We start from the raw sequence: 13,790 nt of genomic DNA on the forward strand, positions 1-13,790 counted from the left end.
CGCAGAAGGGCGGTGGGCCCGCCGGCCCACCGCCCCGCTCACCCGCGTACGGGAGTTACTTCTGGATGACCTTGATCCGGTCCGCCGCCGGCGTGGCCAGCGGGGCCTCGGCCGTGGAGTGGGCCGCCAGGTAGGCGTTGAACAGGTCCAGGTCGGAGGCGCCGACCAGCTTGTTCGTGCCCTCGCCGAGGGCCGCGAAGCCGTCGCCGCCGCCCGCCAGGAACTCGTTCATCGCGACGCGGTAGGTCTTGGCCGGGTCGATCGCCTCACCGTTGAGCTCGATGGTGTCGGTGACCACGCGGGCCGCGCCCGTCTTCGTCATGTCCAGGGTGTAGGTGAGGCCCTTGGAGATCTGGAGGATCTTCGGGCTGGCCTCGTTGGAGCCGCTGACCTGCTGCTGGAGCGCGGCGACCAGCTGGGCGCCGGTGAGGTCGACGACGTTCATCATGTTGGTGAAGGGCTGCACGGTGAAGGACTCCCGGTACGTCACCACCCCGTCGCCCTCGGCGCCGCTCGCCTTGTGCACCAGGTCCCCGCGGATGCCGCCCGGGTTCATGAGGGCGACGACCGCCCCGCCCTTGTCCGCCGGGGCCAGGCCCTCCAGCTGGGCGTCCGCGATCACGTCGCCGAGCGGCTTCTCAAGGGCCACGGAGCCGCGGCCCTTGATGTCGGCGGCGATGTAGCCCTGCGGCTGGTCGGCGATGGGCGCCGCCAGGACGTTCCAGCGGGCGATCAGGGCCGTCATGTCATTGGCCTTGGGCTGGTCCCGGCTGACGATGTGGTTCGCCGAGGTCGGGTTCGAGGAGCTCGACGACTTCACCGACGTACGGACGATGTCCTTGGTGCGGCGGTCGTACGTGAGCGTCGTGTCGGTGTAGAGCTTGCCGAAGGAGGACGCCGAGGTGACCAGGCGCGGGTTGCCCGCCGGGTCCGGGATGGTGCACACGTACGCCTGGTGGGTGTGACCGGTGACCAGGGCGTCGACCTTGGGCGTGATGCCCTTGGCGATGTCGGTGATCGGCCCGGAGATGCCGTCACCGGCGCCAGAGCTGTCGCAGTCGTAGTTGTACGAGGTGGAGGCCGGGGCCCCGCCCTCGTGGATCAGCGCGACGATGGACTTGACGCCCTGGCGGTCCAGCTCCTTGGCGTACTTGTTGATCGTCTCGATCTCGTCGTGGAACTTCAGGCCCTTGACGCCGTTGGCCGTGACGATGTTCGGCGTGCCCTCCAGGGTCACCCCGATGAAGCCGATCTTGACGCCCTTCTTCTTCCAGACCGTGTACGGCTTGAGGATCGGCTTGCCGGACTTCTCGTCCGTCACGTTGGCGGCGAGGTAGGGGAAGTCGGCGCCCTCGAACTCCTTGTCCTTCTCGTAGCACCCCTCGACCGGGTGGCAGCCGCCGTTCTGGAGGCGGGCCAGCTCGGTGGCGCCCTCGTCGAACTCGTGGTTGCCGACGGTCGTCACATCGAGGTCGATCTTGTTGAGCGCCTCGATGGTCGGCTCGTCGTGGAAGAGACCGGACAGCAGCGGGCTCGCGCCCACCATGTCGCCGCCCGCCGCGGTGATCGAGTACGGGTGCCCCTCGCGCGCGGTGCGCAGCGAGGAGGCGAGGTACTCGATGCCTCCGGCCGGGATCTCCTTGGTCGTGCCGTCCGCCTGCGTCTCGATGACCGAGCCCGCGGAGCCGGCCGGCGGCTCCAGGTTGCCGTGCAGGTCGTTGAAGGACAGCAGCTGCACGTCGACGGTGCGGCCCGGCTTGTGGTGGCCGCCCCCGTGTCCGTGCCCGTGGCGGTCCTGGGCGCCGGCCGGCATCGCGGCGACGAGCGCGCCGACGGTGGCGAGCCCGGCCGCGGCGGCGAGCACCCGCCGGGATGCGCGGTTCTTCTGCGGTGTCGCTGACATCGGTCCCCTTGTGAGTTCAGCGGGAGGTCGAAAGTGGTGACGAGTCTGGAGACTTCGTGCGCAGCCTAGGGTCAACGCGCGTAGCGCGACAGGTGTCCGGGGTTACGAACTGGTTGCCATGCGGTGAGGCGCCATGGTCGTCGCCGCATTGTCGCCGGGCTGAAAGCGGAGTTCCCGACCCGCGGGGGTTCCGCACGCGGAGCGTTCAGCACATGCGACTGATGGTTCGAACATGGCCCGATCGATTTGCGCAACAGACCGTTGCGCAATTGCCGCGGGCCACGTCGTCACCCTCATGGCCACCTGCGAAACCCGCCCTGATCCGGGCTTCCTCGCTCAGCATGCCGTCCGCGACGGCCGGTGCCGACTCTGGCCGGAGCCGATTGTCCAGCAGGGTGCTGGACAATTGCCCCGGGCCCACCCATCGGCCTTCTCATCGCTGAGAGCCGCGACCGGTCGATGGTCGAGTACGCGTTGCGCGGCCACAAACCAGCCGCTGGCCGTCGGCACCTACGCCGGGCTGCCCGACCGGGTGCGCGAGCTGCTGCCCAGCGCCGAAGATCTCTCCCGCATCGCCGACGGTGTGCTGAACACACCGCAGACCGCCGACCGAGTCCCGAAGCACCCGCGCACCGCCCCGCTACGCACCCCGCCCCCTCAAGGGCCAGGGGGACCCCCCTCCGCGTTGTCGTCGCTCGCACCGGACCCCGCTCCCTGATCCGGCCTGATCCAAACGAAAGGCCCTAGGCTCGTAGACATGACGACTGACGCACCCCTCCCCGCTCCCGGACGTGAGATCCGGACGCTCGACGAGCTCTCCCCCGAGCAGGCGGACGCCGTGTCCGATCTGCTCGCCGAGGCGGCCCGGTCCGACGGCAGGCAGGCCGTCTCCGAGCAGGGGCGGTTGCAGCTTCGGGGCGGACAGCGGGCGGGAGTCCGGCACCTGCTGCTGACCAGCGGGGCGGTCCTGGTCGGGTACGCGCAGCTGGAGGACACCGACCCCGTCGAGGCTCCGGCCGCCGAGCTGGTCGTGCACCCGGCGTACCGGGGGCAGGGTCACGGGCGGGCGCTGGGCGCTGCGCTGCTCGCCGCGACCGGGAAGCGGCTGCGGGTGTGGGCGCACGGCGGGAAGTCCGCGGCGCGGCATCTCGCGCAGGTCCTCGGCCTCTCGCTCTTCCGCGAACTGCGCCAGCTGCGCCGCCCGTTGGCCCCGCTGGACATCGCGGAGCCGGTGCTGCCGCCCGGCGTCACCATCCGTACCTTCGTGCCCGGCGAGGACGACGCCGCCTGGCTCGTGGTGAACCGCGCCGCCTTCGCCCACCACCCGGAGCAGGGCTCGCTGACCCAGCGCGACCTGGACGACCGCAAGGCGGAGCCGTGGTTCGACCCGAAGGGGTTCTTCCTGGCCGAGCGCGACGGCGAGCTGATCGGCTTCCACTGGACGAAGGTGCACGCCGAGGAGCAGCTCGGTGAGGTGTACGTCGTCGGCATCCGGCCCGACGCGCAGGGCGGCGGGCTCGGCAAGGCGCTCACCGCGATCGGGCTGCGCCATCTGGCCGCCGAGGCGCTGCCGACCGCGATGCTCTACGTGGACGCGGACAACAAGGCGGCGCTGGCCGTCTACGAGCGGATGGGCTTCGCGACGCACGAGGTGGACCTGATGTACCGCACGGAGTCCTGAGGCAAGGGCCCACAGGCCCAACTCACCCGGGGGCGGCGTCGCTTGACGCCGCCCCTTTCTTGCGCCACCCTTTCACTACTCAATTAGTGAAAGGGGTGAACATGGCAGAGTCCGCAGCGGTCGAGTTCCGCATCGACCGGCGCAGCGGCGTCGCCACGTACCTCCAGATCGTCCAGCAGACCAAGCAGGCACTCCGCCTCGGCCTGCTGGAGCCCGGCGACCGGCTGCCCACCGCGCGCGAGGTCGTCGAAGCCACCGCGATCAACCCGAACACCGTGCTCAAGGCCTACCGGGAGCTGGAGCGCGAGGGCCTGGTCGAGGCCCGGCGCGGGCTCGGCACCTTCGTCACCCGGACCCTCGGCGGCGCGGCGGCCGCCGACGACGCACCGCTGCGCGCCGAACTCGCCGACTGGACCCGCCGGGCCCGCGCGGCCGGGCTGGAGAAGGACGACGTGAGCGCGCTCTTCACCGCCGTACTGGACAGGACTTTCGAGGGGGATCAGGCCGGATGACAGGCGCTGCGATCGAGGCCACCGGCCTCGGGATGAAGTACCGGGGCAGAGGCCGGGGGTGGGCGCTGCGCGACTGCTCCTTCCGGCTGCCCGCCGGGCGGGTGTGCGCCCTCGTCGGGCCCAACGGCGCGGGCAAGTCCACCCTGCTGGCCCTCGCGGCCGGCTTCCTGCGGCCCTCGGAGGGGACAGTGCGGGTACTGGGCACGGCCCCCGGCCAGGCCCGTGCCCGGATGGCCTTCGTGGCCCAGGACAAGCCGCTGTACCCGCAGTTGACGGTCGCCGCGACGCTCTGGGCGGGCGCCGAGCTGAACCCCGCGACCTGGGACCAGGAGACCGCCGAACGCATCGCCGGGGAGCTCCCGCGCGACGCCCGGGTCCGGGACCTCTCCGGCGGCCAGCGCACCCGGCTCGCGCTGGCCCTCGCGCTGGGCAAGCGGCCCGAACTGCTGCTGCTGGACGAGCCGATGGCCGACCTCGATCCGCTCGCCCGCCACCAGCTGATGGGCGCGCTGATGGCGGAGTCCGCCGAGCACTCCACCACCATCGTGATGTCCTCGCACATCCTCACCGAGCTGGAGGGCTCCTGCGACTACCTCCTGCTCGTCGACGGCGGCCGGGTCCGCCTCGGCGGCGAGACGGAGGACCTCCTCGCCGCGCACACCCTGCTCACCGGCCCGGTACGGGACACCGCGCCGCACACCGTCGTCGAGTCCCGCACCGCGGGACGGCTGCAGACCGCACTCGTACGGAGGCAGGGCCCCGTGGACACCGACGCCTGGGAGGCCACCGAGCCCTCGCTGGAGGAACTGCTGCTGGCGCATCTGCGGTCGCCGGAGGCCCCGGCGCTGCTGACGCCGAGCGCGGCGGCCGGCGAGGCCACCAAGGCCGTCGAGACCGACCAGGAGGTGGCCGCCGTATGAGTACGATCGCCCTGCGGGGCCCGGTACGGGTCGTCGTGGCCCAGCACCGATGGGCCCTGTGGCTCATGGGAGTGCTTCCCGTCCTGGTCATCGCCGTTCTCGTCGGCACCTGGCTGTGGACCGAGCATGTCGTGGACGCCTTCGCCGCCTCGGGCTGCTCGGCCATGCACACGACGCCCGACTGCGGTGACACGGTCGACGCGTATCTCGACCGTCAGCTTTGGATGCAGAAGGTCCTCGCCTGGTCGGGCCTGCTGATGATGGTCCTGCCCGCGTTCGTGGGGATCTTCGTGGCCGGGCCGGTCATCGCCCGCGAGCTGGAGAGCGGCACGTACAAGCTGGCGTGGACACAGTCCGTGACCCCCGCCCGCTGGCTCGCCGCCAAGCTCGCCGTGCCCACCGTGGTGACGCTGGCCTCCGTCTCCGTGCTGTCGGCCGTCTGCGCCTGGGCCCGTACGCGGGAGAACGCGATCCACGAGGCGTCGCCATGGTACTTCCGCGAGACGTACGGCTCGATCGGCACCGTCCCCCTCGGCTACGCCCTGTGCATGCTGGCCCTCGGCGCGCTCGCCGGGCTGCTGCTGCGTCGCACCGTCGCCGCGATGGTCGTGACCGTGCTCGCGTACGTCCCGCTGGTGATGGTCCTGAACCGCCTGCGCGACGGTCTCTGGCCGACCGTCCGGCTGCTCGGGAACGACCAGGCCGGGGGCGCCGGGGGCGGTGCCTGGTTCACCGACTGGGGCATGCTCACCGCCTCGGGCGAAGCCGTGCGCTGGACGGACTGCAGAGGGTCCGGGGCGGCCGCCGATCCCACCGCCTGCATGCGCGAGCTCGGCGGCGTCACCGGATTCAGGAACTACCACCCCGCCTCGCACTTCTGGCCCCTCCAGCTCGTCGAGACCGGCATCCTGCTCGCCCTCGCCGCGCTCGCCGTCGCCGTCGCCTTCCGGGTGCTGCGCCGCCGGCACGGCTGACGTCCGAGCCGGTTCCGGGCCCCTCCCCGGGCCCGGAACCGGCTCGTACGACCGACCCGCGCACGGCAACACCGCTTCCTGCACGTCATGTCGCCGTTACCGGCCATTCAGAAGCGCTTGCCACCCTTTCAGGATGCAGCCAGCCGTGCCGACCCCCCGCAACGGGAGAAATCCCGGCGGAGACCGCACGAACGACGTCAACCGTGCGTTCCCCGCGATCTCCGCACCCTCCGGCGCGCCTCCTGGGCCATCCGCGCGGAAGAATAGGGCCATGAGCCAGCAGCCCAGCTCCGAGGTACCGGTCCAGTCCACCGTGCAGCCGTCGGTCGGCTCACTCGCCGCGCACCGGCCGCACGCCGTCGCCACCGCCGCATCCAACGGCGCCGCGTTGTCCACCGCCGCCGACCTGGATCCCGACATCGACGCCGACGTCGACGCGTACGAACCCGATGTCGACGGCGACGAGCTGCCGCAAGGCCGCTTCCTGGACCGCGAGCGCAGTTGGCTCGCGTTCAACGAGCGCGTGCTCGAACTCGCCGAGGACCCCGCGACCCCCCTCCTCGAACGGGCTAATTTCCTCGCCATCTTCGCCTCGAACCTGGACGAGTTCTTCATGGTCCGGGTGGCCGGGCTGAAGCGCCGTATCGCCACCGGCGTCGCCACCCGTTCCGCCTCCGGACTCCAGCCCCGCGAGGTCCTGGACCTGATCTGGACCCGCTCGCGCGAGCTCATGGCCCGGCACGCCGCCTGCTACCAGCAGGACGTCGCCCCCGCCCTGTCCGACGAGGGCATCCAGCTGATCCGCTGGCCCGAGCTGACCGAGAAGGAGCAGGCCCGCCTGTTCACCTTCTTCCGGCAGCGCGTCTTCCCCGTGCTGACCCCGCTCGCCGTCGACCCGGCGCACCCCTTCCCTTACATCTCGGGGCTCTCGCTCAACCTCGCCGTCGTCGTACGCAACCCGGTCAGTGGCCACCGCCACTTCGCCCGGGTCAAGGTGCCGCCGCTGCTGACCCGCTTCCTGGAGGCGTCGCCGCAGCGGTACGTGCCCATAGAGGACGTCATCGCGGCCCACCTCGAAGAGCTCTTCCCGGGCATGGAGGTCCTCGCCCACCACATGTTCCGGGTCACCAGGAACGAGGACCTGGAGGTCGAGGAGGACGACGCCGAGAACCTCCTCAAGGCCCTGGAGAAGGAGCTCATGCGGCGCCGCTTCGGCCCGCCGGTCCGGCTGGAGGTCGAGGAGTCCATCGACCCGTACGTGCTGGACCTGCTGGTACGAGAGCTGAAGGTGTCCGACGCCGAGGTCTACCCGCTGCCCGGACCGCTCGATCTGACCGGGCTCTTCGGCATAGCCTCCCTGGACCGGCCCGAGCTGAAGTTCCCCAAGTTCATCGCCGGCACCCACCGCGACCTCGCCGAGGTCGAATCCTCCTCCGCGCCCGACGTCTTCGCCGCGCTGCGCGAACGCGACGTGCTCCTGCACCACCCGTACGACTCCTTCTCCACGTCCGTACAGGCGTTCCTGGAGCAGGCCGCGAGCGACCCCGACGTCCTCGCCATCAAGCAGACCCTGTACCGGACCTCGGGCGACTCGCCGATCGTGGACGCCCTCATCGACGCCGCCGAGTCCGGCAAGCAGGTCCTGGTGCTCGTGGAGATCAAGGCCCGCTTCGACGAGCAGGCCAACATCAAGTGGGCGCGGAAGCTGGAGGAGTCCGGCTGCCACGTCGTGTACGGCCTCGTCGGGCTGAAGACCCACTGCAAGCTGTCGCTCGTGGTCCGCCAGGAGGGCGACACCCTGCGCCGCTACTCGCACGTCGGGACCGGCAACTACCACCCCAAGACGGCACGGCTGTACGAGGACCTCGGCCTGCTGACGGCGGACCCGCAGGTCGGCGCGGACCTCTCCGACCTCTTCAACCGGCTCTCCGGCTACTCCCGCCGCGAGACCTACCGCCGTCTCCTGGTCGCCCCGAGATCCCTGCGGGACGGGCTGATCACCCGGATCAACAAGGAGATCACCCACCAGCGGGCCGGGCGGAGCGCCTACGTCCGCTTCAAGGTCAACTCGATGGTCGACGAGGCGATCATCGACGCCTGCTACCGGGCCGCGGCGGCCGGCGTACCGGTCGACATCTGGGTACGCGGCATCTGCGCGATCCGCCCCGGCGTCACCGGCCTCTCCGAGAACATCCGGGTCCGCTCGATACTGGGCCGCTTCCTCGAACACTCCCGGGTCTTCGCCTTCGGCAACGGCGGCGAACCCGAAGTGTGGTTCGGCAGCGCCGACATGATGCACCGCAACCTCGACCGCCGGATCGAAGCACTGGTCCGGGTCACCGACCCCGCCCACCGCGCCGCGCTCAGCCGTCTCCTGGAGACCGGCATGGCCGACACCACCTCCTCCTGGCACCTGGGTCCCGACGGGAACTGGACCCGGCACTCCACGGACACGGACGGCCAGCCGCTGCGGCACGTACAGGAAATGCTCATTGACGCCCGGAGGCGCCGGCGTGCGACGCCATGACCACCAGACGACGCAGGCGGACCTCGCGGACCTTACGGCGGGCGCGGTACTCGCGCCCTACCTTCAGGAGCAGGCCGCCGAATTCCTCCGCAGCCTGCGCCTGCACCGCGAGAACAGCGCCCCCACGGACGCCGGGACCCACGGAGCCGAGGAGGCCGCCGGCGCGCTGCGCCGCTCCTCGCGCCGGATCGGCGGCACGCTGCACACCTTCCGGGCGGTGCTGGACGCCACCTGGGCCGAGCAGCTCCGTACCGAACTGGCCTGGCTGTCGGGCACCCTGGCCAGGGAACACGCCTACGCGACCCGGCTGCACCGGCTCCTCGAAGCCCTGCACGCCCTGTCCGGCACCTCCCTGCCCACCGCCCGCAACGGGTCCGGCTCCGACAGCGCCGCCGACAAGGAGCGCGCCGCCCTCGGCGTCGGCGCGGCCCGCGCCGGAGCGCTCCTCGACCGGCAGCTGACCCTCGCCAGGACCCGCGCCCACTCCGCCGCCCTCCAGGCACTCGGCTCCTCCCGCTTCCACGCGGTGGCCGACTCCGTCGCGCTGCTCGCCTCGGAGGTGCCGCTCGCACCGGCGGCCGCGGCCCCGGCCGAGGAGATGCTGCACGGGCCCGCCGACCGGGCCGAACAGCAGCTGCTCGGCGCGGTGGCGGCGCTCCCCTCCGGCCAGGCGGTCGAGCCGTACAACGAGGCGCAGGACGCGCCCTGGCACCGGGCCCGGCTGCTGCTGCGGCTGCACCGGTACGCCCGCGAGGTGGTACGGGGTGCCCCCGATCCGGTCCTGGCGGCGCCGGGGCACGCCCTCGATCTGCACCGGGACGCCTCGGAGGCGGCCGCGGCGGCGGCGTCGGCGGCCCGTACGCCCCGCATCGCGCCCGCGACCGCGTACGCCCTGGGGGTGCTCCACGCCGACCAGCGCCATGAGGTGGGGGCCGCCCGCGGCGTGTTCCGGGCGAGCTGGCCGTACGCCGCGGCCGTGATCGCGCCATGAACGGGGCGGTGGGCGCCCGCGGTACCGGGCCCGCCGCGAAGCGCGGTGCCAAGCGCGGCGGGAACGGGCCGGTGCTCGCCGCGGGGTGCGTGCTGTGGCGGCGGCCGGAGAGCTCCGGCACGCTGGAGATCTGCCTGGTCCACCGGCCCCGTTACGACAACCTGCGTGATCACAAACAACGATCAACAAAACCACAGGTCAGAGGCGGTTCCAGCCCGGAGTGTCATCATGCCTGACTCAACGATCCGTGCGGCAGGCTGCCTGCTGTGGCGGCACTCGCCCTCCGGCGACGGCATCGAGCTTGCCCTGGTCTATCGGCCGAAGTGGGCAGATTGGTCCCACCCGAAAGGCAAGCTGAAGCGCGGCGAAGACGCCCGAGACGGCGCCGTCCGGGAAGTGCTGGAAGAGACCGGCATGACATGCGAGCTGGGCCCCGAGTTGCCCACCGTCCGGTACCGGGTGGAGGGGCGCCCCAAGGAGGTCCGCTATTGGGCGGCCGAGGCCACTCGCGGCACCTTCGTCCCGAACCGGGAGGTGTCCCGGCTCCTCTGGTTCTCCCCCTCCTTCGCTCGGGACCAGCTGACCCAAAAGCGCGACAAGGAGCTGGTCGACGCTCTGCTGGGCGCCCTTCACGCGGCCGGAGAGGTGCTGTGATGACAGCACAAGCCGAGCGCCATTGGGACGGCCCGCCAAGGTCGGCGTGGACGGCTGGATCGCTTCCGAACCGGAATCGGCGCCGCAGCCGAGTTCGGAGCAGCGGGGGATTCTCTCTGCCCTCTTCGACGGTGTACAGCCCGCTGAGGCCGCGCAGGGCCTGTCCGGCGGATCAGGCCGGCTTGAGCGGGGCTTGACCGTGTGGTGCTGGTGAGCGGTGGCCTGGCACGCGCCTCGTCTACTGCTCGTTCTGGCTTGGTGCCAGGGCTCGGGGTCGAGCGACCTGGGCGGCCTTCTTCTCCTTGCGCCACGAGACCTTCAGCAAAGTGGGGTCGAATGGAGCCTTGTCGCTGACGCCCTTGGGAACCGGCATGACGACGACGGAAACGAAGACCTGCGCGATCACTTCGCGCTTCTCCTCCAACTCCATTTGACCCCACTTCTCTCGGCTCCACCCCCGAAGCAGGTTCCTCTTCCGCTCAGCAGCGAGGTGGTCCTTCTCCTCCTGCTCCAGAGCTTGGATGTTGCGGCTGAGACGCGTGATCAGGTCGTCCACGTCGCTCCAGTCAGCCGTTCCCGAGGCAACCGAGTTCTTGATGTCCCGGCGCTGCTTCCGCAAAGTGGCAATCTTGTCCTTGCCACGCCACGGGATCATCTCCACCTTGGTGCCCGTGAAGTGCCTGTCCAAGTACGCCAACAGGAGCTCTTCGAGGTGCTGGTCAACCGGGACCACCCGGCGACCGACACCCTTGCAATTGGCGTCTCCACAACGGTAGTAGTCCCCGTACTTCGCGTTCTTCCCCGAAGCCTTGTTCCCCGACAGCTTCGAGTAGCAGACCTCTTCGAAGTCATTGATACGACCGCATCGAAGCGTCCCGGAGAACATGTAACCCCGCGTGCGCAACTGGTCTTCAGGATGCGGCACTTCCACACCGCGTCTCATCCCCCGGTGCAGCCGGTTCGCCCTGACGCCGGTCATGATGCTCTTCCACGTCTCGTACCCAACGCCGTCGGTCTCCTCGGTGGCGTGATCCCAGTCGCCGATCACCGGATCGCCGGCCTTGCGGTCTGTCACGACTTCACCGTTGAGGACACGGCCACCCCACCACGCGGGGTTGGCGACAAGCGCCTTGACTCCCTGCTCCGTCCACCGGCCGCCGCGTGCCGTCAGCACCTTCCTCCTATTGATCTCTCCCGCGATGGCACGCCATGACCTACCGGCGTAGCGGGCTTTGATCATGTCGATCAAGTGGGGCCATTCATCTGCATTCTTGTGCTTGTTCCCAAGCCGGTAGGGGTCCTGGCACGCCCCGAGCCAGCCGAAGCGGCGGGGCCCGCCGTAGGTCTTGCCTTCCTCTGCCCTGTCGGCGGCGTTCCGCACAGTGCGCTTACGGATCTTCCTCACCTCAGCCTCTTCGGTCCCAGAGGTGATCAGGCCCGCGGTGATCGTGCCATCGTCGTTGACGAGATCCAGAAGGCTCTTGTCCTCGATGAAGACCCCGTCACCGTCGCCATCGCCGGCCATGACAAGCGCGTCCTGGAAGGCGATGAAGTCGCGAGGCAAGCGGTAGACCCGTTCCCGTTCGACAGTTACGCAGCCCCTGACCGGCACACCGGTCTCCTCCTCCTTGCCATGCGTGATGTCACGGCACATCTGCAGGAACGCGGGGCGCTTCACCTCACGCTTAGCAGCGGTGAGGTTGTTGTCCTCGTAGTGGAGGACGACCACGCAACCATGCTGCTCGGCGTTCCTGGCGTTGTTCTTGTGCTGACGCCCAACACCGATTCCGTCACCCTTCAGGCGGTCGGCGGAGATGCGGGCATATGAGATCAGAGGGGTTCGCCCGTTGAGCCAGTCCTCGACGATGCCGCCCTCCTCCAGATACGCCTGGAGGGCGGGGGCAACGTAGATGCGAGAGAACGTCTTGGACGGGCGCGTCGGGTTCCGCGTATCGATCACACATCGACCCTACATGCCATGTGATGAGCAATCATACGGTAATTGGTATCACCCCAAGGGGAAGCTGAAGCGCGGCGAGCCCGCGCCGGACGCCGCCCGGCGCGAGATCCTGGAGGAGACCGGCCACCACTGCGTCCCCGGCGCCGGGCTCCCTCCCGGCCAAGGGACTCCGCCGCGCCCCCGCCCAAGGGCCAGAACCGCACCGTCCGACACGGTTCACCTTCCGTTCACTCTCCCCCGTAGGCCGCTTCACCTGTTCTGCCTAACTTCGGCAGTGCACGGGGCACGGCGCACTGCCGGAGCACCCACCACATCGCACGCCGCCGTAGAACGAAAAGCATCGGCGGCTCCTGGAAGGAACACCCGAAAGTGAAGCTTCAGCGCAAGAACCTGCTTCGTGCCACCGCGCTCGGTGCCCTCGCCGTCTCCGGCGCCCTGGTCCTGACGGCGTGCGGTTCGGACGACAACAGCGGCACGACCGGCGGCAACGGCGGGAAGACGAACGCCGCGTCGAACATCAAGTGCGACGACGCCAAGGGCCAGCTGCCCGCCTCCGGCTCCAGCGCGCAGAAGAACGCCATGGACCTCTGGGCCAAGAACTACATGGCCGGCTGCTCCGGCGTCGAGATCAACTACAAGTCCTCCTCCTCCGGCGAGGGCATCGTCGCCTTCAACCAGGGCACCGTCGGCTTCGCCGGTTCCGACTCGGCGCTGAAGCCCGAAGAGGTCGCCGACTCGAAGAAGATCTGCAAGGGCGGCCAGGGCATCAACCTCCCGATGGTCGGCGGCCCGATCGCCATCGGCTTCCACCTGGAGGGTGTCGACAGCCTCACGCTGGACGCCCCCACCCTCGCCAAGATCTTCGACAGCAAGATCAAGAAGTGGAACGACCCGGCGATCGCCAAGCTCAACAGCGGCGCCAAGCTCCCGGACAAGGACATCCAGGCCTTCCACCGCTCCGAGGACTCCGGCACCACGCAGAACCTCGGCAAGTACCTCGGTGCCGCCGCCCCGAGCGACTGGAAGTACGAGGCCGAGAAGAAGTGGCCGGCCCCCAACGGCCAGGCCGCGTCCGGCTCCTCCGGTGTCGCCGCCCAGGTGAAGCAGGTCGACGGCTCGATCGGCTACTTCGAGCTCAGCTACGCCACCTCGCAGTCGATCTCCACCGTGGACATCGACACCGGTGGCTCCGCCCCGGTCAAGGCCACCTCGGAGAACGCCTCCAAGGCCATCGCCGCCGCCAAGATCAAGGGCACCGGCAAGGACCTGGCGCTGGACCTCGACTACACCACCAAGGCCGAGGGTGCCTACCCGATCGTCCTGGTGACGTACGAGATCGTCTGCGACAAGGGCAACAAGCCCGAGACCCTCTCCACGGTCAAGTCCTTCCTCAACTACACCGCCGGTGACGAGGGCCAGAAGCTCCTCACCGAGGCCGGTTACGCGCCGATCCCGGCCGAGATCAACAGCAAGGTCCGCGAGACCATCGCCTCCCTCTCGTAACCGGGACGGGCGGACAACGCCCGTAACACCCTCAGCAGAACCAGCACACCAGCAACGCCAGTAACACCAGAAACATCCGGCGGACCGGTCCGGTGCACCCCTCCGGACCGGTCCGCCACCACCCATCCGGTGCACCGCCGCCAGGGGAGCTGGACCGCTCCCCCA

Annotated in this window: 10 protein-coding genes and 1 pseudogene; 9 read left to right on the forward strand and 2 right to left on the reverse strand. The window is 69.9% G+C overall.

Annotated elements, in window-relative coordinates:
* Positions 1–55: 55 nt before the first annotated feature.
* Entirely contained in the window at positions 56–1,903 is a 1,848-nt protein-coding gene (locus ACFYY1_RS20745) for a bifunctional metallophosphatase/5'-nucleotidase (RefSeq protein WP_388587449.1), read from the reverse strand.
* Positions 1,904–2,660: 757 nt separating this feature from the next.
* Between ACFYY1_RS20745 and mshD the strand changes: the two genes are divergently transcribed.
* The 7 genes from mshD to ACFYY1_RS20780 all read left to right on the forward strand — a co-directional run bounded on the left by mshD (position 2,661) and on the right by ACFYY1_RS20780 (position 10,162).
* Positions 2,661–3,584, forward strand: coding sequence for a mycothiol synthase (gene mshD / locus ACFYY1_RS20750; RefSeq protein ID WP_388587451.1), 924 nt, complete (start codon positions 2,661–2,663; stop codon positions 3,582–3,584).
* Positions 3,585–3,685: 101 nt separating this feature from the next.
* Positions 3,686–4,096, forward strand: a complete 411-nt coding sequence (locus ACFYY1_RS20755; RefSeq protein WP_351258317.1) for a GntR family transcriptional regulator — start codon at positions 3,686–3,688, stop codon at positions 4,094–4,096.
* Complete coding sequence (locus tag ACFYY1_RS20760; RefSeq protein ID WP_388587454.1) at positions 4,093–5,016, forward strand: ABC transporter ATP-binding protein; 924 nt, start codon at positions 4,093–4,095, stop codon at positions 5,014–5,016. Before ACFYY1_RS20755 ends, ACFYY1_RS20760 begins: the two co-directional genes overlap by 4 nt.
* Positions 5,013–5,990, forward strand: coding sequence for an ABC transporter permease (locus ACFYY1_RS20765; RefSeq protein WP_388587456.1), 978 nt, complete (start codon positions 5,013–5,015; stop codon positions 5,988–5,990). Before ACFYY1_RS20760 ends, ACFYY1_RS20765 begins: the two co-directional genes overlap by 4 nt.
* A 271-nt stretch (positions 5,991–6,261) precedes the next feature.
* The gene (locus ACFYY1_RS20770) at positions 6,262–8,517 is read left to right on the forward strand and encodes an RNA degradosome polyphosphate kinase (protein ID WP_388587459.1); all 2,256 of its coding nucleotides are present in this window, start codon (positions 6,262–6,264) and stop codon (positions 8,515–8,517) included.
* Positions 8,504–9,508, forward strand: coding sequence for a CHAD domain-containing protein (locus tag ACFYY1_RS20775; protein ID WP_388587462.1), 1,005 nt, complete (start codon positions 8,504–8,506; stop codon positions 9,506–9,508). The genes ACFYY1_RS20770 and ACFYY1_RS20775 overlap by 14 nt, the downstream gene beginning before the upstream one ends.
* A 228-nt stretch (positions 9,509–9,736) precedes the next feature.
* Entirely contained in the window at positions 9,737–10,162 is a 426-nt protein-coding gene (locus ACFYY1_RS20780) for an NUDIX hydrolase (protein ID WP_388587465.1), read from the forward strand.
* A gap of 238 nt (positions 10,163–10,400) precedes the next feature.
* Here the strand turns inward: ACFYY1_RS20780 and ACFYY1_RS20785 are convergent, their stop codons facing one another.
* Entirely contained in the window at positions 10,401–12,122 is a 1,722-nt protein-coding gene (locus tag ACFYY1_RS20785; RefSeq protein ID WP_388587468.1) for a recombinase family protein, read from the reverse strand.
* Here ACFYY1_RS20785 and ACFYY1_RS20790 point away from each other — a divergent pair.
* Together ACFYY1_RS20790 and pstS are read left to right on the forward strand one after the other, a co-directional pair.
* Positions 12,073–12,276, forward strand: a pseudogene (locus ACFYY1_RS20790) (NUDIX domain-containing protein); the annotation flags it as partial. The gene ACFYY1_RS20785 and the pseudogene ACFYY1_RS20790 sit on opposite strands and share 50 nt — an antisense overlap.
* 215 nt (positions 12,277–12,491) lie before the next feature.
* Positions 12,492–13,625 (forward strand): phosphate ABC transporter substrate-binding protein PstS, encoded by a 1,134-nt coding sequence (gene pstS / locus ACFYY1_RS20795; protein WP_388587470.1) that lies wholly within the window; start codon positions 12,492–12,494, stop codon positions 13,623–13,625.
* Positions 13,626–13,790: the final 165 nt, after the last annotated feature.

The sequence above is a fragment of the Streptomyces sp. NPDC001890 genome (assembly GCF_042891445.1).
GTDB lineage: Bacteria > Actinomycetota > Actinomycetes > Streptomycetales > Streptomycetaceae > Streptomyces.

Bases quoted from the DNA above. Each gene is read 5' to 3' on its own strand.
- ACFYY1_RS20745 (WP_388587449.1), bottom strand. From the start codon at position 1,903: ATGTCAGCGACACCGCAGAAGAACCGCGCATCCCGGCGGGTGCTCGCC.
- mshD (WP_388587451.1), top strand. From the start codon at position 2,661: ATGACGACTGACGCACCCCTCCCCGCTCCCGGACGTGAGATCCGGACG.
- ACFYY1_RS20755 (WP_351258317.1), top strand. From the start codon at position 3,686: ATGGCAGAGTCCGCAGCGGTCGAGTTCCGCATCGACCGGCGCAGCGGC.
- ACFYY1_RS20760 (WP_388587454.1), top strand. From the start codon at position 4,093: ATGACAGGCGCTGCGATCGAGGCCACCGGCCTCGGGATGAAGTACCGG.
- ACFYY1_RS20765 (WP_388587456.1), top strand. From the start codon at position 5,013: ATGAGTACGATCGCCCTGCGGGGCCCGGTACGGGTCGTCGTGGCCCAG.
- ACFYY1_RS20770 (WP_388587459.1), top strand. From the start codon at position 6,262: ATGAGCCAGCAGCCCAGCTCCGAGGTACCGGTCCAGTCCACCGTGCAG.
- ACFYY1_RS20780 (WP_388587465.1), top strand. From the start codon at position 9,737: ATGCCTGACTCAACGATCCGTGCGGCAGGCTGCCTGCTGTGGCGGCAC.